The sequence below is a fragment of the Kitasatospora sp. NPDC088351 genome (assembly GCF_040685575.1).
Taxonomy (GTDB): Bacteria; Actinomycetota; Actinomycetes; order Streptomycetales; family Streptomycetaceae; genus Kitasatospora.
Genome location: NZ_JBFBIL010000016.1, coordinates 81212 through 108067, shown reverse-complemented (window position 1 = coordinate 108067; position 26856 = coordinate 81212). Strand labels below are relative to the sequence as shown.

Here is a 26856-nt window from a genome sequence, read left to right as displayed (position 1 = left end):
GCAACCTGCACCCGCTGGCCTGGTGGGCCTGGGCCCTGGCCCTGGCCACCGCGGCCAGCCGCACCACCAATCCGCTGCTCCTGTTCCTGGTGCTCGCCGTCCTCGGCTACGTGGTCACCGCCCGCCGTACCGAGGCCCCGTGGGCCCGCGGCTTCAAGTACTACCTGTGGCTCGCCCTGACCGTGGTGGCGATCCGGGTGGTCTTCCGGTGCGTCTTCGCCACCGGCATCACCCCCCACGACCACCTGCTCTTCTCGCTCCCGCACATCCCCACCCCCGACTGGTACGCGGGCATCCGGATCGGCGGCCCGGTCTCCCTGGAGGCCACCCTCTCGGCCGCCACCGACGGCCTGCGGCTCGCCTGCCTGCTCTGCTGCATCGGCGCGGCGAACACCCTGGCCAATCCCAAACGGGCCCTGCGCGTGCTCCCCGGCGCCCTCTACGAGCTGGGCGTGGCCGTGACGGTCTCGATCAGCGTCGCCCCGCAGCTGGTGCAGAGCGTCCAACGGGTGGTTCGCGCGAGGCGGTTGCGCGCCGGGCGGAGCAAGGGCATCCGGGCTCTGCGCAGCATCGTCGTCCCGGTGCTGGAGGACGCGCTGGAACGCTCGCTGCACCTGGCCGCAGCGATGGACTCCCGGGGCTACGGCCGCTCCGGCACCGCCACCCGCGCGTCCCGCCGGGCCACCGGCGCGCTGATGCTGCTCGGCATGATCGGTCTCTGCGCGGGCGTGTACGGGCTGCTGGACGGAACCGCCCCCGCCGCGCTGGGGCTGCCGGCCCTGCTCGCGGGCTCGCTGCTGTGCGCGGCCGGCCTGGCGCTCGGCGGCCGACGGGTATGCCGCACCACCTACCGGCCGGACCCGTGGCGGTCCGCCGAGTGGGGCGTCGCCGGCTGCGGAGTGGCGGCCGCGACCCTGCTGTTCGTCACCGTGGGGTACGACGCCACCGACCTCAACCCGTCGCTCTACCCGCTGAGCTGGCCGAGCCTGCCGGTCGTCCCCGTGCTGGCCCTGCTGCTGGCCGGTGCCGCCGGGGTCATCGCCCCGCCCCCGGGCCGCACACCCGAACCCCCGGCCGTGCCCCGGCAGCGGGCCGCCGACCGTACCACCGGGGACCGCCGTACCGGCGGCCGCACGCACACCGAGGTGACCAAGTGATCCGTTTCGACCAGGTCGGCGTGGTGTACGAGGGCGCGGCCGCACCGACACTGCGCGACGTCGACCTGCACATCCCGGAGGGCGAACTCTGCCTGGTGGTCGGGCGCACCGGCGCCGGCAAGTCCACCCTGCTCGGCGCGGTCAACGGCCTCGTCCCGCACTTCACCGGCGGCACCCTGTCGGGCCGGGTCACCGTCGACGGCCGGGACACCGCCCACCACCCGCCGCGCGAACTCGCCGACGTGGTCGGCGTGGTCGGACAGGACCCGCTGGCCGGCTTCGTCACCGACACCGTCGAGGAGGAACTCGCCTACGCCATGGAGCAGTTGGCGATCCCCCCGGAGACGATGCGCAAACGCGTCGAGGAGACCCTCGACCTGCTCGGCCTCGCCGACCTGCGGTACCGCGCGCTGCACGAGCTCTCCGGCGGACAGCAGCAGCGCGTCGCCATCGGTTCCGTGCTCACCGCCCACCCCCGGGTCCTGGTCCTGGACGAGCCCACCTCCGCACTCGACCCGACCGCAGCCGAAGAGGTCCTGGCGGCCGTCACCCGGCTGGTGCACGACCTCGGCGTCACCGTCCTGCTCGCCGAACACCGCCTGGAACGGGTCGTCCAGTACGCCGACCGCGTCGCCTACCTCCCCGGTGACGGCACCGTCGCCCACGGACCGCCCGCCGAGATCTTCACCGGCACGGCGATCGCGCCACCGGTCGTCGACCTCGGCCGGCTGGCCGGCTGGCACCCGCTGCCGCTGTCCGTCCGCGACGCCCGCCGGGCCGCCGCACCGCTCAGGGAACGCCTCTCCGGCCACCCCGCCCCGCCGCCGCGCCGCGAACCCGCCGGAGGACGGACGGTGCTGACCGCCGAGCGGATCGTCGTGCGCTACGGCCAGGTGGCCGCCGTCCGGGAGGTGGACCTGGAGCTGCGGGCCGGCCAGGTCACCGCGCTGATGGGCCGCAACGGCTCCGGCAAGTCCTCCCTGCTCTGGGCCCTGCAGGGCTCCGGCCCGCGGCAGGGCGGCACCGTCAAGGTCGCCCGGGCCGAAGGCGGACCGGCCAGGGACCCGAAACGGCTCCCGGCCGTCGAGGCCCGCCAACTCGTCGGGCTGGTCCCGCAGACCCCGACGGACCTGCTCTACCTGGAGTCGGTGGCCCAGGAACTGGCCCAGGCGGACCAGGACGCCGCGGGCCGGCCGGCGCCGGCCGGCCGGCGGATCCTGGACCGGCTGGCCCCCGGCATCCCCGACGGCACCCACCCCCGCGACCTCTCCGAGGGGCAGAAGCTGGCCCTGGTCCTGGCGGTCCAGCTGGCCGCCGCGCCGGAGGTGGTCCTGCTGGACGAACCCACCCGAGGACTGGACTACCACGCGAAGGAGGCGCTGATCGGCATCGTCGACGGGATCGCCGCCGACGGGCACACCGTCGTCGTCTCCACCCACGACGTCGAGTTCGTCGCCGCGGCCGCGGACCGGGTGGTGGTGATGGCCGAGGGCGAGACCGTCGCCGACGGCCCGACCGCCGAAGTGATCGTCGCCTCACCCACCTTCGCCCCCCAGACCGCCAAGATCCTCGCCCCGCTGCCCTATCTGACCAGCCGTCAGGTCGCCCGGGCCCTGGGCGGGCTGGAGGCCGGCCGGTGACCGCCCCCACCCGGGCGGCCGTCCGGATCCCCGGCCGGGCCCGCATCGTCGTGGCCCTCGCCGCGTTCATCGGCCTGACCGCCTTCACCTGGCCGTTCGTCGTCGCCCCGGGAACGTTCGGCTCCTCCTACGCGCCGCCGCTCATCTTCGGCGCCCTGCTGATCCTGGTCCTCGCCGTCGTCATCGCCGAGATCTCCGCCGGCGGCATCGACGCCAAGGCGCTCGCCATGCTCGGCGTCCTGTCCGCCGTCAACGCGGGCCTGCGGCCGCTAGGCGCGGGCACGGCGGGAGTCGAGACGGTCTTCTTCATCCTCGTCCTCGCCGGCCGCGTCTTCGGCCCCGGCTTCGGCTTCACCCTCGGCTGCACCTCGCTCTTCGCCTCCGCCCTCATCACCGGCGGAGTCGGCCCCTGGATGCCCTACCAGATGTTCGGCTGCGCCTTCGTCGGCATGCTCGCCGGGCTGCTGCCGAAGCTCCGGCGGAGGTGGGAGGTGCTGATGCTGGCCGGCTACGGCGCCGTCTCCGGTTATCTCTTCGGCTTTCTGCTCAACCTCTCCTTCTGGCCGTTCTCCACCGACCCGAACAGCTCGATCGCCTACCTGCCCGGGCTTCCCTTCACCGAACAGTGGCACCGCTACCTGCTCTTCGACCTCGCCACCTCGCTCGGCTGGGACACCGGCCGCGCCGTCACCACCGGCCTGTGCGTCCTCATCGTCGGCCCGGCCGTCCTCACCGTCTTCCGCCGCGCGGCCCGTCGCGCCAACTTCGAGCCGACCGTGCGCTTCGCGGGCCTGCCCGACTCCCGCGACCGACCCGGACCCACCGGTACTCCGGCCGGTGTCTGACCTTCTTGTGCCCGGGCCGTCCGCAGGGTGCGCGGAGGGCCTTGAGGCGGAGCCCGAGCGGAGGGCGAGCAGCAGGTTGCGGGGGCGGGCGAGGGTGGCTGGGCCGGTGAGCATGTTGGCGACCCTGATGTAGTCGGTGTACATCGCGGGGTGGTCGGGGATGAGGTCCTGCCAGGCGCGAAGGTAGCGTTGCGCGGCGCGGGCCGCCAGTGGCGTGTGCTGGTCGGGTTGCCAGGCGCGGTCGCTGAGGGTGGCCATGGCCCAGGGCCAGCGGGTGGTGCGGTTGAGGTGCCGTTGGAAGTGGCGGGCGAAGTCGTGTGGTCCGCCGGGCGGCTGGTTGGCCAGCAGGTGTCGTAGAAGGTGGGCTTCGAGGGCGGCGACGGTCATGCCCTGGGCGTAGAGGGGGTTGAAGACGCAGGCGGCGTCTCCCAGCGCGATGAGTCCGTCGGGCCATGGGCGCAGGCGGTGGTAGTGCATGCGCCGGTTGGCGGTGTGGCGGTAGCGTGCGATTCCCGAGGTGGGTTCCATGCTGTTCAGGGCGTCGTCGAGGCCGCAGTTGAGCGATGCCGCGAAGGCTTCGAACCCGGCTGTGTCGTTTGGCGGGTGGTGTCCGGAGGCCCCTTGGAGGGTGATCAGGTATCGGTCGTGCTCGATATGCAGGGCGAAGCAGCCGCGGGGTGTGTCGGGGGCACGCAGCGGCACGAGGAGGGCCTGCCACGGCGGGTGCGAGCCCGGGGGCGCCCGAAAGAGGCGGCTGGCGTAGCCGATACCGGGATCGATCACCGTCTGCGAGGGGCGCGGCCGGAGGCCGTCGGCGGTGAGCCAGTCGGGCAGACGCGAGGTACGGCCGGAGGCGTCGACGACCAGGTCCGCATCCAGGAGCCGGGTGGCAGTTCCGGGCGGCTGCCGTGGTCGGAGGAGGACGCCGTTCACCCGGAGCGGTCTGTCGAAGTGCAGTCCGGTGATGGTGTGGCGGTCCAGAATCCGCAGGCCGGGCAGGGCGGCGGCGCGGGAGCGGATGGTGGTTTCGAGCAGGGGCCGGCTGACGGGCTGGACGAGGATGCCGGAGGTGACCGGCTCGGGTCGCCCGGCGGGGAGGTGGAGCCGGGCCTGCCGGCAGAAGTCGAAGACGGGGGCGCCCTCGGCGGTGAGTTCGTCGCGGATGCCGGGGAACAGCTCCTCGATGGCCTGGGCGCCGCGGGTGGTCAGCGCGTGGGCGTGTCTGCCCTGGGGAACCCCGGGCCGGGGGGTGGGCGCGTCGGTGAGCCGGTCCCGTTCGACAACGGTGACGTGTTCGAACGTCTCGGCCAGGACGCGGGCCGCGAGCAGCCCGGCGATGCCCGCCCCGATCACGACGGCGTGCCCGCGGCGTCGGGCGCGGCCTACGGCCGGGGAAGGTCGAACCATGAGGGAAGCACGATCGGGTGGCTGACCAAGGAGGCCAGGAGCATGACGAGCTGGAGCGCGAGCATGCAGACGGTGGCGAAGCCGACGCCGGCGAGCAGCCGGATCCACGGCTGGGCGCGTGGCGGGAGGGACAGGGAGCCTTCCAGCAGCCAGGCTTCCCGGCCGGGTCCCGCGTACAAGGTCATCAGCAGCACCGGCAGTGCGGCGAGGAGGACCAGGCACAGTGGTGAGGTGAGGGGGAGCTGGTACCAGTGGCCTTCGAAGAGCGTGAGATACGGCAGTGCGCGGGGGTAGCCGTAGCCACCGAAGCGCATGTAGGCGTGCTCCATGGGGATGTCGCAGATCAGGCTGATCACGACGGTCGCCGCTGCGGTGCGGGCCCGTGACCAGCGGGGCCTGTACCGACGCAGGAGCGCGGCGATGCCCAGGGCCATGAAGATCCAGAAAACGACCCAGGGGTAGGCGCCGTTTTCCAGGAAGGTCTCGGTCTGCGGGGTCGGGCCGTGCCATCCGGGCAGGTAGGGGCCCCAGGAGACGAGGTTGACGTCGTACCGGTTCGCGCTGACCGTGTGGTGGAAGCTGCCGGAATAGGGGTCGGTCCACCAGACCAGGAAGTAGCCCGTGACGAGTGCGGCGGACAGCGTGATGTGTCCGGCCTTGCGGGACTGCCGCCAGGCCACCACGATCAGCAGGACAGAGCCCGCCAGGGCCACGGCGTCCTCGATCCGGGTGGCGAGCTTCATCCCCGCCGACATCGTGTAGCCGCCTGAGGAACAGGCGTGCAGGTTGCCGTCGGCTGCCCAGCGGGCGAGCACCCAGATCTGGAAGAGAACGCACAGGAGGCCGAACGCTGCCCAGCACACGGGCGGGCGGCGCCAACGGCTGTGCCGTCCCCCGGCGGGGGCGGCAGGCTCTTTGGCCCGACGGGCCGGGAAGGTGCTCTCGTACGGCATGTGCTGTCACCCCTGTGTGAGGTGGTGAGGCGGCTCAGGACCGGGGGCGGTCGCGGATCGCTCTTCCGCGTCGCTGTCAGGCCCGCCGGTGCCGAGGCCCAGGTGTCCCATGAGCCAGTGAGCGAGGCCCGCGGGGGTGGGGTTGACCCAGATCACCCCGGGTTTGACGGTGATGCTGAGGGCTCGCTGGATGCGCTGTTGCAGCTGGACGGCGCCGAGGGAGTCCATACCGAGGACGACCATGCTGGTGTGGGGGCCGATGTGATGGGTGGTGCCGCCGAGGAGCTCGCGTACGCAGTCGATGATGAAGGACTCCAGCAGCTCCCGGCGCGCTCCTTCGCCCTCGGCGGTCAGGAGTTCCTCGCGCACCGGCGCCTGCCCGCCGTCGTCCTGGCCGGAGGTCAGGAGTGGGGTGAGCAGGGTGGAGTGGCGCAGGGCAGGGTAGGGGGCGGTCCACTGGTCGAGGTCGAGCGGGGAGTAGGCGATCTGCCGGAATCCTGCGGTCAGGATGCGTTCGAGGGCGTCGATGCCGTCGACGGGGGTGATGGTGATCAGTCCCCGGTCGGCGAGGTGTTGTCCGCGTCCGACTTCGCTCCAGGCACCCCAGTGGATGCCGGTGGCGGGCAGGTCCCGGGCGCGGCGCCAGGCCGTCAGCTGGTCGAGGAAGGCGTTGGCGGCCGCGTAGGCGCCCTGCCCGGGTGAGCCGATCAGCGAGGCGACCGACGAGTAGAGAACGAAGAAGTCCAGCTCGATGTCGGCGGTGGCCCGGTGCAGGGCCCAGGCTCCTTCGGCTTTGCCGCGCCATACCCGCTGAAGCAGGTCGGGACGGAGGTTGCCGAGGGCGGCGTCCTCGACGACGCCGGCGGCGTGCAGGACGCCGCGCAGCGTCATCCGGCCCTGGGTGGCGGCGACGACGCACCGCTCGGCCGTGCGGGGGTCGGCGATGTCACCGCGCACGACGCGGATGTCGGTGCCACCGGTACGCAGGGCGGCGAGGGCGGCCCGTGCCCGGGTGCCGGGGGCGGAGCGGCCGCTGATCACCACGCGGCCGGCGCCACGCCGGGCGAGCCAGGTGACGGTCAGCAGGCCGAGGCCGCCCAGGCCGCCGGTGACCAGGTAGGCGGCACCGGGGCGTACCGGGCCGGCGGGCGGGTCGGCCGGGAGCGTGGGGGTGTCGGCGCCCGCGTGGAGGCGGGCGACGTGTCGCCGGCCGCCGTGGTAAGCGAGTTCGGTGACCGGCTGGGCGGAGTCGAGCAGTTCGTCGATGAGCCGGTCCCAAGGGGTGCCGGTGTCGAAGGTGATACTGCTGGGGGCGAGTTCGGGGTGTTCGTAGGCGGCCGTGCGCAGCAGTCCGGGTAGCCCGGCCCCGGTCAGCGATGTCCGGTCCGGTGCCTGTGGGCCGGTGAGGATCCACAGCCGTGGCGGGTGGTCCAGGGCGGTGAGTTGCTGGATCACCGTGATGGCGCGGGCGACCTGCTCACGGGCCGCACCGGCTGGATCGGCTGTCGTGGCTCCGGTGCCGACGGCGAGGACGACGCCGGTGCACGGCGAGGGAAGCGCTGCCGCCAGCGGACCGGTGTCGTGGGGCAGCAGGCGGCACGCGATACCCCGTCGCGTCATCGCCCGGGCGAGTTCGGCGGGCCGGCCTTCCCCGTCGGCCGCGAGCACGGCCCAGCCCGCCTGGCCCGTCTGCCCCAGCGGGGTGGCCGACGGGACGGCGGGTTCGGGCTGCCAGGTCAGATGGGCCAGGCGGGTGGCGAAGCGTTCGGCTGAGGGTGTGATGTTGGACAGGCGCAGGCCGCGGACTTCGGCGACCACGGTGCCGTCGGCGGTGGCCAGTTTTCCGGAGGAGGTGCAGGTCAGATCGTCGGCGTGGTGCAGTTCGACCAGGGCGGTCCGGACGTGGGCGGTGGGCCCGTAGACGCGGACCTCGTCGAAGCCGGCGACGACGACGGGGCCGGGGCTGGTGGCCCGGTGGGCCAGCCACAGCGATACCACCGTCTGGACGAGTTCGTCGTGCAGGGCCGGGTGCAGGGACATCATCCAGGCCGAGACACGGGCACTGGCGTGGGTGCGCAGTGAGGAGGTGGCCCGGTCTTCGGTGGGGTGGATCCTGATGTGTTCGATGGCGGTGAAGGCCGGGCCGTGGTGGACGTTGTGGCGCTCGCGGAAAACGCGGTACAGGTCGGCCGGATCGCTGTCCTGCCACCCCTGCACGGCCGGACCGAGGGTGATGGGCGGCGGGGCGCCTTCGGCGCCGTCGAGAGGACGCACGGTGCCATGGGCGTGGACCACCGTGGCCCCGTCCTCGGTCCGGGAGAGGATTTCGACGTGCGCGCTGTCGCCGTCGTGGACCAGACGGGTGGTGACCAGGGGTTCGGGGTCCAGGATCAGCGGGCTTTTTATGGTCACGTCGTGGACGCTGACGCGGTCGGTGGCGAAGACGCGGGCTGCGGCGGCGAGCATCATCTCCACCATGCCGGTACCGGGCAGCACCGGTACGTCCGCGACCTTGTGGTCGTCCAGCCAGGGCAGCCGGGCCGGGCCGAGGGGGGTCTGCCACAGGAACCGTTCCGGGTGGTCGGGGTCGTGGACGGAGCCGCCGAGCAACGGGTGCTGTGCTGCGCCGACCAGGTACGGGGCGACGAGCCGGTAGGGGGTGGTGTCACCGCCGCGGCGGGTGCGGTGCCAGGCCGTGCCGGGCACCTCGGCGAGTTGGCCGTGGCCGTAGTGGGAGGAGAAGTCGATGCCGTCGTAGCCGGCCGCGTGCAGCCGGCCGAGGTGGGTGAGGAAGGCGTCCTGGTCGTCGCTGCCCTGACGCAGGCTTCCCAGGGCGACGGCATCGTGGATGCCGTGGTGGCGGGCGGTGTCCAGGATGGGCCGGACCGCCAGGGGATGGGCCGTGCACTCGATGAACAGCCGGTGGCCATCGGCCAGAGCGGCTGAGACGGCGGCGTGGAAGCGTACCGTTTCGCGCTGGTTGCGCACCCAGTACTCCCCTCCCAGCTCCCCGGGCACCCGTGGATCGTCAGTGACGGTGGAGTAGAAGGTGGCCGCGGGCCGTGCCTGCGGGAGATCGGCCAGGGCGGTGCGCAGCCGGTCCAGGATGGGGTCGACCTCGGGCGAGTGGGACGCCACGTCCACGTCGATCGGCTTCACCACGACGTCGGCGGCCTCCCACCGTGCGGCCAGGGCGGCGATCTGGGCGGCATCGCCGGAGACGACCGTGCTGTCCGGGGAGGTGAGCACCCCCAACGTGACCCCGTCGGCGCCGGCGTCGTCGATGGCGGCCTGCACCTCCGGTGCGCCGAGCATCACCGAGGCCATCGCCCCGCCGGAGATGGTGGCCAGCAGTGCGGAGCGCCGGCAGATGATTTCCACCCCCTCGGCCAGGCCCAGCCCGCCCGCCACCACCATCGCCGCGACCTCGCCGAGCGACTGCCCGATCACCGCGACCGGTTCGACTCCCCAGGACCGCCACAGCCCGGCGAGGGCGACCTGGACGGCGAAGAGGGTGGGCTGGATACGCGCCAGACCCACCAACTCCTCAGGGCGGGTGAGCACTTCACACAGGGAGAATCCTGCTTCCCGGGTGACCAGCGGTTCCATCTCCTCGATCGCGGCCCGGAACACCGGCTCACCGCGCAGCAGGCCCTGGCACATCCCGGCCCGCTGCGAACCCTGCCCGGTGAACACGAACACCGGCCCCGGATGCGAAGGCGGCAGCACCGGCACACCCGAGACCACCCCCTCGGCCTCCCGGCCTGAGGCGAAGGCGCGGGCCCGCACCGCCAGTTCACGGTGGTCGCGGGCGACGATGCCCAGGCGGTGGTCCGCCGGCGAACGGCGCAACGCCAGGGTGTGTGCGACGTCGAGCAGGCCGGTGCCGGCACCCTCGCCCTCCGCCCAGTCGGCCAGCCGGGCCGCCGCCAGCGCAAGGGACTGTGGTGAACCGCCCGACACCGCCAGCAAGAAGGACTCTTCAGCGCTCTGCGGCGACGCCGGGCGCGGGCGACGGGGCCGCAGGCGTGCGGGGGCGGCCTCCAACACCAGGTGCGCGTTGGTACCGGTCACCCCGTAGGAGCACACGGCGGCCAGCCGTGTGCGCGTGTCGACCGGCCACGGTGTCAGGGCGGTCGGCACGAACAGCCGGGATTCCCGGTCGCGCGGGATCGAGGGGTTCCACTGGTCGAAGTTGAGGTTGGGCGGGATCACGCCACGCCGCAGACACTCGACCGCCTTGATGGTTCCGGCGATCCCGGAGACCGGCTCCGAGTGCCCGATGTTGGTCTTCACCGAACCCAGCGCGCACCGGCCCTTTCCCCGGCCGTAGACGGCGTCGATCGAGCTGTACTCGATCGGGTCGCCGACCGCGGTCCCCGGGCCGTGCGCCTCCACCAGCCCCACCTCACCAGGATCGACCGCGGCCTTGCCGACGGCGTCTCTGAAGAGCTGCTGTTGCATCAGCGTGGACGGCGCGGTCAGCCGGCTGGACTGCCCGTCGTTGTTGACCGCGCTGCCGCGGATCACCGCCAGCACCCGGTCCCCCTCCCGCCGCGCGTCCACCAGCCGCTTGAGGAGCAGCACTCCCGCCCCCTCACCGCGCACGTATCCGTCGGCCCGCGCGTCGAAGGCATGGCAGGCACCGCGCCGCGACAGCAGCAGCGGGGCCTCGTAGTACTGCGTCTCCGGCGAGATCATCAGCAGCACCGCACCCGCGAGCGCCGTATCGCACTCGCCCAGCGTCAGTGCCCCGCACGCCGTATCCACCGCCACCAGCCCGGACGAACAGTGCGTGCTGACCACCATGACCGGGCCGCGCAGGTCCATCGCGAACGCCACCCGCCCGGCGGCCCCTGCTGTGAAATTGCCGAACAAGTACGGGCTGTTCGGGGCGTCCTCGACCGGCCGCGCCTCACGGAACAGATTGTCCGGCGCATAGGTGCCCACATACACGCCTGTTCGCGACCCCCGCAACCGTGCAAGCGGAATTCCGGCGTGCTCCACCGCCTCCCAGGCCACCTCCGCCAGCAGCCGGAACTGCGGATCCACCCAGTCCTGCTCCGCCGGCGCCACCGACAGCGCCACCGGATCCCACGCCCAGACATCCCCCTCCACAAAGCAGCCCAGCCCGGCCCGCACCGCGTCATCCGGATCGTGGACAGCCGCCAGCCGCGCGGCGTCCCAGCGGTCGACAGGTACCGGGCCCACCGTCCGCCGTCCGGCGGCCGCGAGCCTCCACAGGCCGGCAGCTGACTCCACACCGCCCGGGAACCGGCACCCGATACCCACGATGGCAATCGGTTCAGCATTCGATGCCGACATGGCCGTACCTCCGCCTGAAACCACCGCTCCGGCTCAAGGCCCGGGCCTGAGATATGACCGGAAGGCGATGCTCAGTACTCAGTGAGCGCCCGACCAACAGATTCGGCAAGGGCGAAGGAGGGGGCGCTCGGTGCATACGGCGCACATGTATCGGCTGCTCACGCCCCGGCTTGTACGCCGGATCGGGTTCCGGTCTGTGATGCAAGGCCCCAGGCTTCTTGACAGTGGCGGAAAGTCAGGAAACCCACTAACTGACGGTAATGCGTTGCGCCTTGCAGGAGAACGAACATGACGTCGCGCCGGACACCCGGGCCGCGCCGCCGAACCGGGCTCGCCGCCTCGGCCGTTCTGGCCGCCACCCCGCTGACCACCGGTACGGCAGGTGCGGCGCGCGCCGGCGCTCCGGCCTGGGGCGGGCAGTGCACGGGGTACGGCACCGCGGCCTGGCGGGCCGTCCGGGGTGCCGCCGCCGGGTCCTGGGGCGGTGCGCAGCTGAGCGCCGTCACCTCCCCGGGCGGGCCGGGCGACGGCTCCGCGCTCCGGGTGACGTACGGCGCCGGTTCGTCCGCCAGCTCGTGCACGGACTGCCCGAATCCCGGCGGCGGGCAGTTCCACACCGGCCTCAAGGCCCTGGGCCTGGCCGGTCTGGCCAAGTCGGCGACCCTCGACCTGAAGTACTCCCTCAAGTTCCCCGCCGGGCAGGACTGGGGCAAGGCCGGCAAGCTGCCCGGCCTGTACGGCGGCACCATCGGCGACGAGTCCGGCGGCAACCACGGGAACGGCTGGTCCACCCGGTACATGTGGCGGGGCAACTCCTCCGCGCCGGACAACGGTGAGGTCTACTTCTGATCTTGGCCAGTGTTCCGCCCTTCGGGCTGGGGTGAAGGCCGTCCTTGGACCGGGGGCGCGAAGCGGCGGAGGGTTCTGCGCCTCCGTGGTGACGGTCGGGCGGGGCGCTGCTGGTTCTCGATGTACTGCTTGACGAGGGTCAGGGGTGTCCCGCCGCACGATCCGGCGAAGTGTGAGCCGGACCGGAAGTGTCCGTCCCGTTCGGCGGGGTGTTCTTCTCGACCTTCTACGGCGGCCACGACACCACCTGGGGCCCGACGAGCACCCAGCACGCGTACTTCGCCGACTTCTCGCTCTTGACGACCGTCCAGCACTGACCGCCCCGGGCCTTCCAGGGCCTTCCCGGGCCGCCACCGGGTGAGGGCGCGAACGGGTTTTCACCAGCCGTGCGGCACTCGTTCCAGCACGCCGCCCGCGAAGACGTCGTACAGCGGCAGCGTCTCCAGGTGCACATAGCCGATGTGGCAGTCGCAGACCGGCAACGGGCAGCCGCGGGCACGCAGTTGGGTGCGGTACGAGCCGTCGTAGAGATTTCCCAGTTCGTCGCGGACGAAGTGGCAGCGGCGGACGGTACCGTCGCCGTCCACCGAGAGCACGGACTCGCCGGTGCGGCAGGGCAGGCCCGCGCTGGGGTGGGCGTGCCGGCTGTAGCCGAAGTGCGGGTCCAGGGCCGTCCAGTCGGCGGCCTCGGCGTCGGTGTAGGTCCGGCCCTCGGCGGCGTTGATCCACAGGTAGACGGCCGGGGCGAGCGCGGCGCGGAGCCGGCGGGCCTCGGCCAGGTGCTCCGGCTGCCCGACCACGCCGACGCTGTACCGCACTCCCAGGGCGTCGAGTTCGCGGCACTTGGCGAGGAAGCGGTCGTGCCCGACCTGCCCGGGGTGGTACGTCACCCAGAGCGCCAGGGTGGCGAGGTCGGCCTCGGCCAGCCAGTCGGTGCGGCAGCTGAGGTTGGTCTGGATCGCCACTCGCCGGACGTGCGGCAGGCGGCTCAGCTCGGCCAGCGCCCGCCGGTACCAGGACCGCACCAGCCCCTCGCCCCACGGCGTGAACAGCAGCGCCAGGGTGTCTCCGGTCCCCGCGCGCTCCGCGGCCCACCCGGTGAACCGTTCCAGCGCGGCGCGGTCGGCGCGCAGTTGCCCGGGCGTGTCACGCCGCTTGGCGAACGGGCAGTACGGGCAGTCGTAGTCGCAGGAGGACAGCGGGCCCCGGTAGAGCAGGGTCAGATCGAGGCCGGCGCCGGTACCGGCCTCGGTGCCGGGCTCCGGCGCGGTGGTGGGCATGCCGAGGAAGGTCATTTCACCTCGTAGTCGGCCATCAGCGCCCGGACCTCGGGCGAGAACAGCATCGGACCGGCCGCGTCCGAGTGCGCCAGCCCCTCCGGCGAGAGCATCAGCCGCAGCGGGTCGTCCGCCAGCCAGCCGCGGGCCCCGAACGCGGCCAGCTCGGCCGGGAAGTCCTCGGCCGGCGTGCCGCCGAAGCGGGCCCGGTACTCGGCCAGCGGCATGCCCTCGGCCTGGAGCAGCGACTGGACGAGATGCCGCCGACGCGCCTCCTCGGCGGTCATGGACCGGCCGACCTCGGCCCGTCCGAAGTCCTCGGTGGCCACGTAGTCGTCGATGATGCCGCGCACCTCGGTGGCGTTCACCGCGTAGTCGAAGGAGTAGTGCAGCCGCGAGGTGTAGGAGCGGGCTCCGCAGCCGAGGCCGACCATGCCGTCCGTCTGGCAGGCGTACTCGCCGCTCCCGGCCTGCGGGGAGGCCGCGCGGCGGAACATCCGCATCGACACCTGCTGGTAGCCGTGGGCGAGCAGGTGGTCGCGGCCGGTGCGGTAGAGGGCGAGCCGACGGGTGTCCCAGGCGGTCCGGCTCTCCTGCTCGCTGCGCCGGGCCAGGCCGGTCAGCGGCCGGACGTACAGCGGGTAGAGGTACAGCTCCTCGGGCTGCCAGGCGAGTGCGGCGTCCAGTGAGCGGAGCCAGCCGGCCTCGTCCTGGCCGTCGATGCCGTAGATGAGGTCGATGTTGAGAACCGGGAAGCCGGCCGCGCGGATCTGCCCGAGGGCGGCCTCGACGTCGGCGCGCTTCTGCGGGCGGACGGCCGAGCGGGCCTCCGCGTCGACGAAGGACTGCACGCCCAGGCTCAGCCGCGTGGTGCCCCGGGCGGCCAGGACCTCCAGGCGGTCGGTGGTGGCGGTGGCGGGGGAGGCCTCCACGGAGAGCGGTATCGCCCGTAGGTCGGCGCCCATCCGCCGCTCGGCGATGTCGCAGAGCCGCTCCAGCTCGGCGGCCGTCAGATAGGTCGGCGTGCCGCCGCCGAACGCGGCCAGGGCGAACCGGGCGTCGTCGGCCAGGGCCTCGCGGACGGCGCCGGCCTGGCGGTCCAGCGCGTCCAGGTAGGCGGTGGTCAGGCCCTCGGGGCTGCCGATCCGGGTGAACAGGTTGCAGAAGCCGCAGCGCACCTCGCAGAACGGGATGTGCAGGTAGAGCGAGAGCGCGTGCTGCGGCTCGCCGGCCCACAGCTCGCGCAGCGCCGGGCGGTCCGGCAGCGGCCGGTACGCGGTCTTGTGCGGGTAGGCGTAGACGTAGGACTGGTAGGGCGACTGCTCGGCCGCCCGGTCAGCCGTCAGGCCGGGTGGCCGCGCGGTCGTCGGGTCGAGTGGGTGGCCGGTCGGCGCCGGTGCCGTGGTCATGAGGTCTCCTCGGCGGTGGCCGTCGGGCGGGCGGGGATGGTGAAGTGCGCGTACGGGACCGTCCAGACCACCTCGTGGCCGATCCGGTGGCCGGTGTAGCCGTCCTCGCCGTACGCGGTGCCGTGGTCGGAGCAGACGATCGCGAAGCACGGGCGGCGGGCGCTCATCGCCGCGAACAGTCGGCCGATGTGGGCGTCCACGTACTCCAGGGCGGCGGCGTGGCTCTCCCGGGAGTCTCCGTGCTCGCGGTCGGCGCCGGGCAGGTGGAACCAGTTGGGCTGGTGCAGCGCCGAGACGTTCAGGAAGAGGAAGAGCGGCTGTCCGTCCGGCTGTTCGGCGGCGACCTGTTCGGCCCGGGCGACCTGCGCCTCGAACGAGGTGGGGGAGGGGACACCCATCGAGGGCTCCCAGTGGCTCTCCTGGAAGAGGCCGGGCAGGACGGAGCCCAGCGGTCCCTGCTTGTTGAAGAAACCGACGCCGCCGATGCAGACCGTCCGGTACCCGGCCGTGGCGAGCGCCCCCGGCAGATCGGGCGCGTCGAAGACCCAGGTGCGCGGCGCGGTGCTCTCCGACCCGGCGAAGCGGGCGGCGAACAGACGCGGGTGCGGTCCGTCCGGAGAGGCCGGGGTGGGCAGGAAACCGGCCAGGATCGCCTGGTGGGAGGCGTAGGTGAAGCTGCCGGGCGAGTGCCGGCGCTCCCAGCGGCCGCCGGGCAGGAACGCGGCGAGGTTCGGGATCCGCCCGGCGGCGGCCAGTTCCTCCGCGACGTCGAAGCGCAGCGTGTCCAGGGTGACGAGGAGCAGGTCGTGGCTGCCCACGACGGCGTTCATGTCGGGGGCGGGGCGGTTCGCCGGGTCGGGCGTCCGGTCGGTGGTTCGGTGGGGTGTGTGCTGGTTCATCGGGTCGGTTCCATGATCTGGTGGTTCGTCGGTGCCGGGCGGGTGTCCGGCCGCAGGCCGGGTGGTCCGGTCCGGGCGTCGGGTCGTGCCAGGAGGGCGGCGAGCTGGGCGCCGTAGGTGTCGAGGCCCTCGGCCGGGCCGCCGGGCAGTCCGGTGAGGTTGGGCAGCAGGTCGCCGAAGGCGTTGACCTCGCAGACCAGCGCCCGCCGCCAGCCCGAGGCGGGCAGCACGTCCACGCCGACCATCGGGGAGTCCGGGAAGCAGGCGGCCGCTCGCTCCGCCGTCTCCAGCAGGGCCGGCCAGGCGGCCCCGGCGGCCTCCCGGGCCAGGTCGAGGCTGCCCCGGGCGCCGCCGAGGTGCAGATTGGTCATCGGCTGGGAACTGGTCCGCACCACCGCGTGGGTGGCCCGTCCGGCGACCACCACCACCCGCAGGTCTGCCGAGCGGCCGGACTGCGAGGCCTTCGGGATCCACTGCTCGACGTGCAGCCGGTCCGGCGCCAGCCGGTCGACCAGCCCGGCGACCTGCCGCTCGTCCCGGTAGCGCCGGACCCGCAGCGAGTTGTGCAACTGCCCGCCCGCCAGCTCGACCGAGGTGGTGGCCAGGACCTGCCCGCGCGGGCCGAATTCCAGCGCCACCACCCCCGAGGCGGAGGAACCGTGCGCGGGCTTGACGAAGACCCGGCGCAGTCCGGCGGCGCGCAGCCGCTCGCGCAGCTCCTCCCAGCCGGTGACGTCCGCGCCGAGCGTGTCGAGCGCGCGGGGCACCGGCACCCCGGCGGCGGCCAGCACCGTGTGCGCCCGCCGCTTGTCGAACATCACGGCGATCTCCTCCGGATCGCCGAGCAGCCGTACCCCCGGCAGCCGGGCCAGCCCGCGCAGGGCGGTCATCACCCCGGCGTACCAGGCGGCCCCGCCCTCCACCCTGGTCGGCGCGTAGCCCGGGCCGAGCGCCGGCCCGCGCAGCAGCTCGTCGACCGCGGGCTCCTCGCCGGGCGACTCGATCCGCAGCAGAGCGCCGTCGGGCAGCCGGTACTCGCCGCGCAGCAGGTCGAGCCAGGGCAGTACGGAGGGCTCCGGCAGGCCGGCGGCCCGGGCCGCGGCGGCGAACAGCGTCACCCGCCGGTGGCCCGGATTGCCGAGGACGGTCAGCCGCGTGGTCATCCGAACGCCACCCGCCTATTCGGCGACCGCGACATAGCGGTCCTCGGGATCGTCCTCGTACTCGGCCTCGGCGTCGGAGAGGTCGAGCGTCACACCGGGCAGGCTCTGGCGGAGCCGCTCCTGGAACGCGTCGGAGAGGTAGTGGTGGTGCAGGTCGAGCGCGCGCAGGTGGGTGAGCGGCTGGCCTTCCAGCAGCGCGGTGGCGCCCTCGTCGGTGAGCACGCCCATCGACAGGTCGAGCGATTCCAGCCGGGCGACGACCGGCGCGTGGGCCACGGCGGCGGCGATCTCGTCCTCGAACTCGCTGTTGGCCAGGGCGAGGTGGCGCAGCGCCGGGAGGCGCGACCCGTCCAGGAACGGCGCGAGGTCGTCGATGGTGCTGTCGCCGCCGTACTCGTCCACGCCGAGCCAGAGCTCCAGCCGCTCCAGCGCCGGGAGTTCGGAGCCGGCCACCGCCCGCACCACGGTGGCCGGCAGGCCGCCGGCCTCGAAGCGCAGGGCGGTCAGCCGGTCGTGCCGGACGGGCTTCAGCTCCAGGCCCCCGCCGCCGCGCACGACCAGCTCGGTCAGCCGGGGGAACGCCGTCAGCACCGGCGTGACGTCGCACATCTCCAGCCAGGAGATCTCGCACTCGTCGGACGCCACATCGGCGATGAACAGCGCCTCCAGCGCCGGGAAGCGCCCGGCGTCCCGGACGATCGCGGCGAGCGTGTCGTCCACCGGTCCGTAGTCCTCGGCCCACCAGGGGCCGACTATCAGGGCCCGCACCCCGGCCGGGTCGATCGCGGCGAGGAACGCCTGCCAGCGCTCGTCGAAGTCGGTGCCCGAGCCGTAGTCCACCGAGAGCCGCCAGGCGACGGCGCCCGGGGCGGGCTGCTTCCGGGAGGCGTCGGGGCCGATGGGGAACTCGAAGACGGGCAGCCCGTGGAACTGCTCGGGGTGGTTGACGGACACGGATGCTCCTGCGGCGCTCTGCCGGTCGGTGGTGGGAGTGCTGGTGCTGGGTGTTGCGTGCTGGTCCGGTGGCTCGCGTGCTGCCGGCGCCGCTACTCGGCGACGGCGACGTAGCGCCACTGGTCGTCCGGCTTCCCGGCCTCGGAGAGGTCGAGCGCCACGCCGGGCAGGGCCTGGCGGAGCCGCTCCTGCATCGCGTCGGAGAGGTAGTGGTGGTGCAGGTCGAGCGCGCGCAGGTGGGTGAGCGGCTGGCCCTCCAGCAGCGCGGTGGCGCCCTCGTCGGTGAGCACGCCCATGGAGAGGGTCAGTGCTTCGAGCCGGGCGACGACCGGGGCGTGGGCCACGGTGGCGGCGATGGCGTCCTGGAACTCGCTGTTCTGCAGGCCGAGGTGGCGCAGCGCCGGGAAGCGCGACCCGTCCAGGAAGGGCGTGAGGTCGTCGAGGGCGGCGTCACCGCCGTACTGGTCCACCCCGAGCCAGAGCGCCAGGCTTTCGAGGGCGGGGAAGTCGCACGCGGCGACCGAGCGCACCACGGAGACCGGCAGGCCGCCCGACTCGAAGCGCAGTGCGCGCAGCCGCTCGTGCCGGACCTGCTGGAGCGCCAGGCCGCTCCCGCCCTCCCAGTCCTCGCCGGAGCCGCGCACCACCAGCTCGGTCAGCTGCGGGAACGACGTCAGCAGCGGGGTCACGTCCACCAGCTGGAGCCAGGAGATCTCGCACTCCTCGAAGGTGATGTCGCCGACGAAGAGCGCGCGCAGCGCCGGGAGACGCCCGGCCGCGCCGACGATCGCCCGCAGCGGCTCGGCGAAGCTGTCCGGCTCCTCCTGCGACCAGAGGCCGATCACCACGGCGCTCACCCGGTCCGCCTCGACCGTGTCGAGGAACTGCTGCCAGCACTCGGTGAACGTCCGCGGGGACTCGTACTCCAGGCCGATCTTCCAGGCGACCGCTGCCGCGTCCGGCAGTTGGGCGCCCTTCTCCACGGCCTGGACGAAGTCGAAGACCGGGAGGCCGTGGAACTCTTCGATGTGCCTGCTGACCGTCATGCGCTGCTCCTCGGGGGTTGGGGCCGAACAAATGTCTACCAGCCAGGTCCGACAATCCGGTGGCTGGGGCGTCGCCCGGGCGCGTTGTCGGACCCCTCCTCTACGTTTCGGGGCGTGAGAGGTCCGGCGCCCGCCGGACCGGTCAGGAGGGCTGATGTACCGCCAGGGTGATGTGCTGATCGCGCCGGTCGAGGAGGCCGCGGTGCCGCCGCGGGTGGGCGCGCTGGCCGCGCAGCCGAGGGACGGACGGGGCCGGATGGTCCTCGCGCTCGGCGAGGTCACCGGCCACGCCCACGCCGTGGTCGGCCCGGGCGAACTGCGCAGGGAGGCCGGTCCGTTCGGTGCGGCCTGGCTGCACCTGCCCGAGGGCGGCCGGGTGGTGCACGAGGAGCACGCGGCGATACCGCTGCCCAGGGGCTGGTACCGGGTGGTGCGCCAGCGCGAGTACATGCCGGGCGCGGTCCGCGTCGTCGCCGACTGAGGCCCCGGCGGCGGTTCACAGCGGGGCCGCCGCCGCGCGGATGGTGCGGCGGCGTCGAACGGATCGAGCAGTTGAACAGATCGAGTACCAGTGGCCGGGCAGGGCTCCCGGCCGGGAGCGGAGTGCGTGATGGTGACGGAGCAGACGGTCGGGCCCGGTGCGGTGACGGCCCGCTGGCGGGCGAGCGCGGCGGCCACTGGGCCGGCCGACCGGGCCGGGGTCGAGCGCGCGCTGCGCGCCGCCTACCGGGCGGCCGGACTGGCGGAGCCGGCGGTCGTCCGCTGGTTCGGCTCGCCGCGGGCGGCGGCGGAGGCCGCGCTGGATCTGCGGGCCGGCGGCGCGGTGAGCGTCCGTGAGGCCGTTCGCACCCGGCCGTGGGAGGCGGCCCGCCGCCGGGCCGTCGAGCGGGTCGGCCCGGCCGGCTGGGCGCCGCTCTGGGCGCTCACCGGCGGGGAACTCGGCCCGGTGACCAACTCCCTGGCCGGGCGGGTCCGCGACGCCGTCCTCGACCGGCTCGCCCCGGAGGCCGATGCGGAGGAGGATCCGCAGGACGTCGTCGAGGCCGCCCGCGCCCGCCGCACGGCCGTCCGGCTCGCCCTGCTGGACGCCGTCCGGGGCCAGCACGACGCGCCGTGGTTCGCCGCCTTCGAGGCGGCGGGGGAGCCGACCGGCGCGGCCGACAGCGCTGAGGAGGCCGACGGGGGTGCCGAGAAGGCCGACGGGATCGACGCGCTCGCCCGGGTCGCGCGCGAGGCCGGCTGGTGGTGGCCGTACGAGGGCGTGGCCCTGGTCAGCGAGCGGCCCGTCGCCCTGCACCGCGACGAGGCGGGCCGGCTCGACCGCGCCGACGGCCCGGCCCTGGAGTACGCCGATGGCTTCGCGCTGCACGCCTGGCGCGGCATGCCCGTCCCGCCCGGCTTCCTGGCCGGCCTCGGCACCGTCACCGTCGAGCGGATCCGCACCGAGGAGAACGCCGAGCTGCGCCGCGTCCTGCTGGAGCACTACGGCTACGAGCGCTACCTGGCGGACTCCGGCGCCGAGCCGTTGCACCGGGACGAGACCGGGGTGCTCTGGCGGATCCAGCTGCCGGCCGACGAGCCGGTGGTGATGGTCGAGGTGGTGAACTCCACCGCCGAGCCCGACGGCACCTTCCGCACCTACTGGCTGCGCGTCCCGCCCGGCACCCGCACCGCCCGGGCCGGGGTGGCCTGGACCTTCGGCCTGACGGAGGCGGAGTACCACCCGCAGCGCGAGACCTGAGGGCCCGGAGGACCCCGGCGGCCCGCGCCGCGGGGTACGCCCCGCCGCCGGCCCGCCGGGAGTGCGGCGGCCGACCGAGTAGGGGCTCGATACCGGTGAGGTCGGGTATCCAACTGCCGCCGGCTCAGCTCGGCGATCCAGTTGAAGGCCACGGACGACCAGCGTCCTGATGTGCTCCGGGCACTGCGGGAGAAGCTCGCGGGCGAGGGCTTCAAGATCACCTCGAACGAGTCCGCTTCGGCCACCCGGTCCACCTCGCCCACCTGGGACTTCGAGGCCGTCCACGAGCCCGACCGCTACACCGTTTCGGTGGGCGGGGCGAAGTCCGGCCAGGGTGTGGGCGTCATCGTCACCCTGCCCTGTCAGGCCCCGCCCACCGGCGCGGCTTCGCCCGCTCCGACGGCCACCGCCTGAGGCCGGCGCGGCAGTTCGGGTACGGCGTGATCAAATGCTGTCATGGCCGGCACGGGGCCTGGAACATCGGAAACGACGACCGGAGCTCAGTCCGGTCGTCCTTCCACTCCGCAAACAGGCGGCCTGGTGCCCGGCCGCGCTCGTGGCCGGGCACCAGGCCTCTGTTGTGCGTGTTGTCAGCCGCCGGTGATCGAGAAACCGATCACCACGCCCGCGGCGACACTGATCTTGCCGGGGGCGAGGTCGCCCCCGGCCCCGCCGGCTTGGCGGTGCCCGCGGTAGGAGTTCCGCAACTGATCGGAGTCCACGTCCTTGATGTGGATGACGGGGCCGGGCCGGACATCGGCGGCCTCCGCATACAGGGCCGCCTTCTCGCGGGCGGCGGCCACGGCGGCCGTGCGCGCCCGGGCGCGGAGTTCCTTCCTGGTACTCACCTCGACCTCGACACCGTCGACCGGGTTCGCCCCGGCCGCGTTGGAGGTGAAGAGCGCCGCGTTCCTGGGCACGTCGCTGGGCGGCCGGCGCTCGACTACGCCGTTACGGGCTGACCGCCCCCGGAGCGCAGGGGCCCGAACGCGCCGCACCGCCCGCACCGGGGTCGGTGCGGGCGGTGCGGCAGTTGTGGGCGGTGCGAGGTCAGGGGGTCTGGTACCCGTTGCCGTCGAACGAGCCCACCACGTTGTCACCACCGGTGTTGAAGATGTCGGCGCCGGCGAGCTGGTTGCCGGTACCGATGACCGTGATGGTCGTGGTGGTCACAGCCGGGCTGTCGGCGAAGGCCTGGGCCGGAACGGCGACGGCGCCGACGGCGGCCAGCAGGACGGCGAGGGTGCGGACGGTACGGTACATGGAGCAATCCCTTCGTAGGCCAACGTGCAACCGCACCCTAGGGAAGCGGGAACCCGCCGTAGGGGGAATGTCACCCGAACGGGGCGGGACGCGTGTCGTCGTGGGCCCACCGGCTTTACGGGGCCCGGGCGATCAGTACCGGCTGGAAGAAAACCGGTGCGGGCGGGTGCCTCCCGCCAGGAGCCGGTGGTCAGTCGTCGAGACCCATTCGTCGGGCCCTGCGGAGAATCTGGTGCAGGGCGAGATCGGCCTCGGCGCGAACACTGGCATCCGGGTCCTCGAGCAGGACTCGAAGCGTCTGGACGGCTGCCGCCTCCCCGCCCTGCTGATAGCTGAGGCGGCCGAGGGACCAGGCCACCAGGCTGCGAACGAAGCCGGCGGAATCCGCGCTCTCTGCCGAGAGGGCGAGGACCGCGTCTTTCTGCTTGTCGCAGGCTGCCCTGGCCAGAGCGGCCGCCGCCCAGACCCGTACGAAGCTGAAAGAGTCGTGCAGCGCTGCTTCGAGCGCGGGTACGACCTCGACCGAACCGATCTCTCCCAGCGCGTAGACGCCCAGCCGCCGTTCGGTCGGATCGTCGCTGCGAACAAAGGACATCCAGTATTCGGCCGGTCTGTCGAGGTATCCGCCGGCCGCTGAACGATCTTCTTGAATCACACCGTTCCCCTCCCCAGGGCTTCGTCAAGGGTGCACGCGGCACTTATGAGACTCAGATGGGTGAGGGCCTGCGGGTAATTTCCGATACTTTCTCCATATGCGGACGTTTCCTCCGCGAAAAGCCCCAGGTGGTTGGCGTGAGTCAGCATCTTCTCGAAAAGGAAGCGGGCCGGTTCCACCTGCCCGGCCAGCGCCATGGCCTCGACGAGCCAGAACGTGCAGATATTGAAGGTCCCTTCGCCGCCGCGGAGTCCGTCACCCGCGGCCTTGTCCGCCTCGTACCTGTACACGAGACTGTCCGACGAAAGGTCTTCCATGATGCTCTGAAGTGTGCCGAGCATCCGCGGGTCTTTCGGTGATATGAAACCGATCATGGGCATGGCGAGAATGCTGGCGTCCACGGCATCTGAGCCGAGATACTGAACGAAGGTCTTGCGTTGTGAGTCGTAGCCTTCCTGCATGATGGTTTGAAATATCTCATCACGCTGACTCCTCACGCGGTCACTGTCGAGTGGAAAACCACGACGGGAAGATATGCGCAGGGCCCGGTCGAGGGCTGCCCAGCACTGCAGTTTCGAATAGACGAAGTGCTGCTTCTCGCCCCGGATCTCCCATATTCCTTCATCGGGACGGTGCCAGTTGTCGGCGACCCAGTAAACCATTCGCTGGAGATGGCACCACAGGTCATAAGATATATGGCAGACGCGCGCATCAAAAAGCTCGATCGCAGTGAGGAGCTCGCCGTATATGTCCAGCTGGAGCTGGTTCGAGGCGTCATTGCCGATGCGTACCGGCCGCGATTCCCGGTAGCCCTGCAGGTGGTCCAGTGTCATTTCATCGAGTTGAGCATTGCCATCAATTCGATACATGAGCTTCAGCGGGTAACCCTCGCCGGTCTCTTTGGCGCGGTCCTCGAGCCACTCCATGAAGCGGATGGTTTCCTCCGTGAATCCCAGCTTCATAAAGGCGAGGAGGGTCAGCGCGGCGTCCCTGATCCAAGTGAACCTGTAGTCCCAGTTCCTTTCCCCTCCTATCTCCTCGGGAATACTGGTGGTCGGAGCCGCAACAATAGCGCCGGTGGGATCGTGTGTCAGCAGCTTCAGCGTGAGAACCGAACGCCGCACCATCTCCCGCCATCGGCCGGTATAAGTGCACTGGCCGAGCCAGCTCTTCCAGTAGTCGATAGTGCGGTGCAGGAGGTCCTGGCCGGTCAGGCGCGCCTCGAGGAGATCAGCCTCGCCGCCGAGGCTTTCCACCTGGCGGAGCAGGAACGTCACCTCCTCACCCTCATGCAGCGTGAACTCGGCAGAGACCCCGGAGCCCACCGTGGCCAGCGGAAATCGGCTGGTGAGAGCAACGGAGATCTCGCCACCGCGAAATACGGCCCCGCGCCCCTCCTGGCTGATTTCGTGGTCCTGCCGCGCGAAATCAAGGGCGGGAAAGCAGTCCAGGCGGAAAGGTATGTTACCGCGAACCGCCTTGGCGACTCGCACAATCTGGTGCGACGTCACGCGGGAGGCGGACTGTTTGACGGGCATGAAGTCGACCAGTTCGCCTACGCCTTCCGCACTCAGGAAGCGCGTGATCAGAACGGCGGTGTCGGGCATGTACATCTGCTGGCAGCGCCCCGACAGTACCGGCGAGATCTTGAAGTACCCGCCCCTTTCATCATCGATCAGGCGGGCAAAGACGCTTGGCGAGTCGAACCTCGGAAGGCAGCACCAGTCTATCGAGCCGTCCATGCCGACCAGGGCCGCCGTGTGCATGTCCCCGATTACTCCGTAGTTCTCAATCGGTTTGTAGCTCATGCCATGTCCTTTGGGGCCCAGAGCGGCTGAACATACTTCGATTGTGCTACGCGGGAGCCCTGCCTGCCAGCTGTGCCACAACCGGGGCCGGGGGCAGGTTCCGCAGGCCGGTGTCGCGGGCCGCGCGGATGCGGCGACACGCAACTGGGCACTGGGGCCGGGACGTTCCTGGCGGACGACCGGCGGTGCCCCCGGCGGGCTCGACGGCCGGTGCCGAGGCCGGCGCCGGAACCTTCGGCACCACCTGGTGGATACCGTCGGTGATGGCCGTCCCCACCGAGTAGAACCATCATCGACCGCGCGCCGCGCGCCAGTTCAAGGAACTCGCGGGTACGGCCGCCGGAGTCCGTGCGGATCGGCGTCCGGCGTCCCGGAGGGGGCGTCTCGGGGCGTGCCGGGGCTCGCTTCCGGGCCTGGTTCAGCCTGCCGCGGGCGGGCCGGCCGCTCGGTGATGTGGTTGCAGATGGCGAGGCGGATAATCGTTTCGAGTCGGTGCCGACCGGTGGTCATGACGTGGCGGCGGGGTCTGAAGCGGGGTGAGATGCCGCTGAACGCGGACGGTTACCGCTGTGCCCGCGCCCTCCCAGGTACTCACAGTCACCGTTGATCATGATGAAGACCTCCTCCAAGTACCACCTGTCACCGGGCCGCGGCTGTCGCCGTAGGCCTGGCCGAGTTTCAGGCGCCATCGGCGGCCCGCCTCCTGGGAGGCGATCACGCTGCGCTCCGGCATCAGCTCCTCCATCTCACGGAAGGTGAGCGGTAACCACAAGTACGGCCACACACAGTGCGGGCAGGTCCTCAGTCACCGTCGCCACCCTCACCCGCACGACCTGCACCTGAAAAGGGCTCCCAAGGTCTCATCAGGTCTGGCGCCACGAGGATTGGCCGCGAATAATGGGAATGGCAGCCACCACTTTGGGTGGTGACAGAGAGGAATCAACGCGGGTAAGGATCACCAAGCCGATTCACCTGGTTCCTGGACGACGCGCAGATATCGGGTGCGCGTTACCTGGCGGACTGTCCGCGGGGACTTGAGTCCCCGACCCTTGCCGGGTGCTGAGACATTTGCAAGGAGGATTCGATATGAGATTGGACCGCCCGTGCGTCCTAGTGGTGGACGATGATCCCGTTAACAGGATGTTCCTCATCAGGCTCGTCGAAAGAGAGGGGTATCTGACACTCGCGGCAAAAAACGGGCGGGTCGCTTGTGATCTTTTGGCGGAGAACGACGTCGACGTCATTCTCCTCGACATCGAGATGCCCGAGATGGATGGTTTCGGCGTGCTGGAACGCGTCCAGCAGGATACGAGGACTCGTCACATTCCCGTCATCATGATCTCGGCGATCGAAGATATAGACAGTGTTGTCAAAGCGATTGGCCTCGGAGCAACCGACTATATTCCGAAGCCAGCCAACAAGATCCTGCTGCGGGCGAGGATGGATGCGAGCCTCAACCGGAAGAGGATTCACGACCTGGAACAGGAGAGGGTCCGCAGCATCTTTGGGCGATTCGTCCCCACAGCTATAGTCGACAAAGTGCTCCTGCAGGCCGGCGAGGATCTCAGGCTGAAGGGAGAAAAATGCGTCGCAACGATAATGTTCGCAGACTTGCGCGGGTTCACGTCCTGGGCCGAGGACAGTTCGCCGGATCTCGTGATCAATGCCCTGAACTACTATCTCGGTTCCATGAGTGACGTTATTCTCGATCACGGCGGTACCCTGGTGTCCTACATGGGCGACGGGATTATGGCCGCTTTTGGGGCTCCGATCGAGGAGGAATGTCATGCCGACCTCGCCCTGGCCGCGGCCCGCATGATGGCGCAGGAAGCCCTGCTGGACTTCAATACGTGGCTGAAGCGCGAAGGCCTGGGTACGGGATTCAGAATCGGAATCGGCTTGAACAGTGGCCCGGTGATGTCCGGAACAGTAGGGTCGGAACGCCGCCTCGAGTATGCGGCGGTGGGTGATACCACCAATACCGCATCCCGTCTTGAGCAAATGACCAAAGAGGTACCGCACGCGATTTTGATCTCAAACGAAACCTACGCCATGCTGAGCAGGCATTCCGACGACCTCGTCTTCGTCGGAGAGATATCCCTTCGCGGGAAGCGGTCCTCCGTCGGTGTCTGGGGAGATGGATCGAAAGGGGCCGCCGCCGGCTGAAGGCGTGCCGCGCCCTAAAGGCCCTAAAGGCGCACTGTACCGGCTCACGCGCGGCGCCAAAGGTGTACGGGGGCAAGAGCGCTCCATGGCGACCGGTCTGCCATCCTCCCCTCCAGTCGCACCGGTGTCCGGGCGGGCGTATGCTGGTTCCGCTCATTCAATATGCGGCTGCTGGAGACGCCACAGTAATAAGCGATGAAGATGTCTTCGCATAAAGTGGCATTCGAGAATCAATCGCGGCACTCGTGAAAGCCGGCACCCTCGGATCCGTGGACTTGGTTGCCGTCGAGACGTCAGGG

At 71.5% G+C, this 26856-nt stretch carries 21 protein-coding genes and 1 pseudogene; 9 read left to right on the top strand and 13 right to left on the bottom strand.

The features are described 5' to 3' along the window. Positions 1-5 precede the first annotated feature (5 nt). From AB0P06_RS14905 to AB0P06_RS14895, 3 genes are read left to right on the top strand one after another with little or no spacing between them, the layout of a single operon-like run. The gene (locus AB0P06_RS14905; RefSeq protein WP_363607688.1) at positions 6-1157 is read left to right on the top strand and encodes an energy-coupling factor transporter transmembrane component T; all 1152 of its coding nucleotides are present in this window, start codon (positions 6-8) and stop codon (positions 1155-1157) included. After that, on the top strand, positions 1154-2797 hold the full coding sequence (locus tag AB0P06_RS14900; RefSeq protein ID WP_363607662.1) for an ATP-binding cassette domain-containing protein: 1644 nt from the start codon (positions 1154-1156) through the stop codon (positions 2795-2797). Before AB0P06_RS14905 ends, AB0P06_RS14900 begins: the two co-directional genes overlap by 4 nt. Beyond that, on the top strand, positions 2794-3642 hold the full coding sequence (locus AB0P06_RS14895; RefSeq protein ID WP_363607661.1) for an ECF transporter S component: 849 nt from the start codon (positions 2794-2796) through the stop codon (positions 3640-3642). The genes AB0P06_RS14900 and AB0P06_RS14895 overlap by 4 nt, the downstream gene beginning before the upstream one ends. Positions 3643-3990: 348 nt before the next feature. On the opposite strand, the pseudogene AB0P06_RS14890 reads toward AB0P06_RS14895, so the two are convergent. The 3 genes and pseudogenes from AB0P06_RS14890 to AB0P06_RS14880 form a co-directional block, all read right to left on the bottom strand. Continuing rightward, positions 3991-5049: pseudogene (locus AB0P06_RS14890) on the bottom strand (FAD-dependent monooxygenase); the annotation flags it as partial. Continuing rightward, positions 5025-5912, bottom strand: a complete 888-nt coding sequence (locus tag AB0P06_RS14885) for a spirocyclase AveC family protein (RefSeq protein WP_363607660.1) — start codon at positions 5910-5912, stop codon at positions 5025-5027. The pseudogene AB0P06_RS14890 and the gene AB0P06_RS14885, both read right to left, overlap by 25 nt. Before the next feature lie 96 nt (positions 5913-6008). After that, entirely contained in the window at positions 6009-11327 is a 5319-nt protein-coding gene (locus AB0P06_RS14880; protein WP_363607659.1) for a type I polyketide synthase, read from the bottom strand. A 288-nt stretch (positions 11328-11615) separates the two neighbouring features. Between AB0P06_RS14880 and AB0P06_RS14875 the strand changes: the two genes are divergently transcribed. Both AB0P06_RS14875 and AB0P06_RS14870 read left to right on the top strand, forming a co-directional pair. Continuing rightward, positions 11616-12176, top strand: a complete 561-nt coding sequence (locus AB0P06_RS14875) for a polysaccharide lyase (RefSeq protein ID WP_363607657.1) — start codon at positions 11616-11618, stop codon at positions 12174-12176. Between the two features lie 188 nt (positions 12177-12364). Beyond that, positions 12365-12493 (top strand): polysaccharide lyase, encoded by a 129-nt coding sequence (locus AB0P06_RS14870; RefSeq protein ID WP_363607656.1) that lies wholly within the window; start codon positions 12365-12367, stop codon positions 12491-12493. A 60-nt stretch (positions 12494-12553) separates the two neighbouring features. Here AB0P06_RS14870 and AB0P06_RS14865 read toward each other — a convergent pair whose 3' ends face one another. The 6 genes from AB0P06_RS14865 to AB0P06_RS14840 all read right to left on the bottom strand — a co-directional run bounded on the left by AB0P06_RS14865 (position 12554) and on the right by AB0P06_RS14840 (position 18924). Further along, complete coding sequence (locus AB0P06_RS14865) at positions 12554-13456, bottom strand: STM4011 family radical SAM protein (protein ID WP_363607655.1); 903 nt, start codon at positions 13454-13456, stop codon at positions 12554-12556. Positions 13457-13467: 11 nt separating this feature from the next. Then, positions 13468-14862, bottom strand: coding sequence for an STM4012 family radical SAM protein (locus tag AB0P06_RS14860; protein ID WP_363607654.1), 1395 nt, complete (start codon positions 14860-14862; stop codon positions 13468-13470). Continuing rightward, positions 14859-15692: an STM4013/SEN3800 family hydrolase gene (locus AB0P06_RS14855; RefSeq protein ID WP_363607687.1), complete on the bottom strand. Its 834-nt coding sequence runs from the start codon at positions 15690-15692 to the stop codon at positions 14859-14861. The genes AB0P06_RS14860 and AB0P06_RS14855 overlap by 4 nt, the downstream gene beginning before the upstream one ends. A 65-nt stretch (positions 15693-15757) precedes the next feature. Further along, complete coding sequence (locus tag AB0P06_RS14850; protein ID WP_363607653.1) at positions 15758-16924, bottom strand: STM4014 family protein; 1167 nt, start codon at positions 16922-16924, stop codon at positions 15758-15760. A gap of 15 nt (positions 16925-16939) precedes the next feature. Next, the gene (locus AB0P06_RS14845) at positions 16940-17878 is read right to left on the bottom strand and encodes an STM4015 family protein (RefSeq protein ID WP_363607652.1); all 939 of its coding nucleotides are present in this window, start codon (positions 17876-17878) and stop codon (positions 16940-16942) included. Between the two features lie 92 nt (positions 17879-17970). Next, positions 17971-18924 (bottom strand): STM4015 family protein, encoded by a 954-nt coding sequence (locus AB0P06_RS14840; protein ID WP_363607651.1) that lies wholly within the window; start codon positions 18922-18924, stop codon positions 17971-17973. A gap of 154 nt (positions 18925-19078) precedes the next feature. Here AB0P06_RS14840 and AB0P06_RS14835 point away from each other — a divergent pair, with 154 nt between their 5' ends. From AB0P06_RS14835 to AB0P06_RS14825, 3 genes are all read left to right on the top strand, one after another. Then, positions 19079-19405 (top strand): hypothetical protein, encoded by a 327-nt coding sequence (locus AB0P06_RS14835; protein ID WP_363607650.1) that lies wholly within the window; start codon positions 19079-19081, stop codon positions 19403-19405. A gap of 129 nt (positions 19406-19534) precedes the next feature. Next, on the top strand, positions 19535-20665 hold the full coding sequence (locus AB0P06_RS14830) for a DUF6745 domain-containing protein (RefSeq protein WP_363607649.1): 1131 nt from the start codon (positions 19535-19537) through the stop codon (positions 20663-20665). A 171-nt stretch (positions 20666-20836) separates the two neighbouring features. Beyond that, complete coding sequence (locus tag AB0P06_RS14825) at positions 20837-21079, top strand: hypothetical protein (RefSeq protein WP_363607648.1); 243 nt, start codon at positions 20837-20839, stop codon at positions 21077-21079. A 176-nt stretch (positions 21080-21255) separates the two neighbouring features. Here the strand turns inward: AB0P06_RS14825 and AB0P06_RS14820 are convergent, their stop codons facing one another. From AB0P06_RS14820 to AB0P06_RS14805, 4 genes are all read right to left on the bottom strand, one after another. After that, positions 21256-21585, bottom strand: a complete 330-nt coding sequence (locus tag AB0P06_RS14820) for an SIMPL domain-containing protein (protein ID WP_363607647.1) — start codon at positions 21583-21585, stop codon at positions 21256-21258. Positions 21586-21715: 130 nt separating this feature from the next. Next, positions 21716-21928 (bottom strand): hypothetical protein, encoded by a 213-nt coding sequence (locus AB0P06_RS14815; RefSeq protein WP_363607646.1) that lies wholly within the window; start codon positions 21926-21928, stop codon positions 21716-21718. A gap of 190 nt (positions 21929-22118) precedes the next feature. Then, positions 22119-22583: a HEAT repeat domain-containing protein gene (locus tag AB0P06_RS14810; RefSeq protein WP_363607645.1), complete on the bottom strand. Its 465-nt coding sequence runs from the start codon at positions 22581-22583 to the stop codon at positions 22119-22121. Beyond that, positions 22580-24391, bottom strand: coding sequence for a glycoside hydrolase family 15 protein (locus AB0P06_RS14805; RefSeq protein WP_363607644.1), 1812 nt, complete (start codon positions 24389-24391; stop codon positions 22580-22582). Before AB0P06_RS14805 ends, AB0P06_RS14810 begins: the two co-directional genes overlap by 4 nt. 1086 nt (positions 24392-25477) lie before the next feature. On the opposite strand from AB0P06_RS14805, the gene AB0P06_RS14800 reads away from it, so the two are divergent. Then, positions 25478-26557 (top strand): adenylate/guanylate cyclase domain-containing protein, encoded by a 1080-nt coding sequence (locus AB0P06_RS14800; RefSeq protein ID WP_363607643.1) that lies wholly within the window; start codon positions 25478-25480, stop codon positions 26555-26557. The last annotated feature ends 299 nt before the right edge of the window (positions 26558-26856 follow it).

Coding starts and splice junctions, on each gene's coding strand:
- AB0P06_RS14865 (WP_363607655.1), bottom strand. CDS start 13,456: ATGCCCACCACCGCGCCGGAGCCCGGCACCGAGGCCGGTACCGGCGCC.
- AB0P06_RS14860 (WP_363607654.1), bottom strand. CDS start 14,862: ATGACCACGGCACCGGCGCCGACCGGCCACCCACTCGACCCGACGACC.
- AB0P06_RS14805 (WP_363607644.1), bottom strand. CDS start 24,391: ATGAGCTACAAACCGATTGAGAACTACGGAGTAATCGGGGACATGCAC.
- AB0P06_RS14840 (WP_363607651.1), bottom strand. CDS start 18,924: ATGACGGTCAGCAGGCACATCGAAGAGTTCCACGGCCTCCCGGTCTTC.
- AB0P06_RS14815 (WP_363607646.1), bottom strand. CDS start 21,928: ATGTACCGTACCGTCCGCACCCTCGCCGTCCTGCTGGCCGCCGTCGGC.
- AB0P06_RS14800 (WP_363607643.1), top strand. CDS start 25,478: ATGAGATTGGACCGCCCGTGCGTCCTAGTGGTGGACGATGATCCCGTT.
- AB0P06_RS14880 (WP_363607659.1), bottom strand. CDS start 11,327: ATGTCGGCATCGAATGCTGAACCGATTGCCATCGTGGGTATCGGGTGC.
- AB0P06_RS14855 (WP_363607687.1), bottom strand. CDS start 15,692: ATGAACGCCGTCGTGGGCAGCCACGACCTGCTCCTCGTCACCCTGGAC.
- AB0P06_RS14875 (WP_363607657.1), top strand. CDS start 11,616: ATGACGTCGCGCCGGACACCCGGGCCGCGCCGCCGAACCGGGCTCGCC.
- AB0P06_RS14835 (WP_363607650.1), top strand. CDS start 19,079: ATGTACCGCCAGGGTGATGTGCTGATCGCGCCGGTCGAGGAGGCCGCG.
- AB0P06_RS14850 (WP_363607653.1), bottom strand. CDS start 16,924: ATGACCACGCGGCTGACCGTCCTCGGCAATCCGGGCCACCGGCGGGTG.
- AB0P06_RS14830 (WP_363607649.1), top strand. CDS start 19,535: ATGGTGACGGAGCAGACGGTCGGGCCCGGTGCGGTGACGGCCCGCTGG.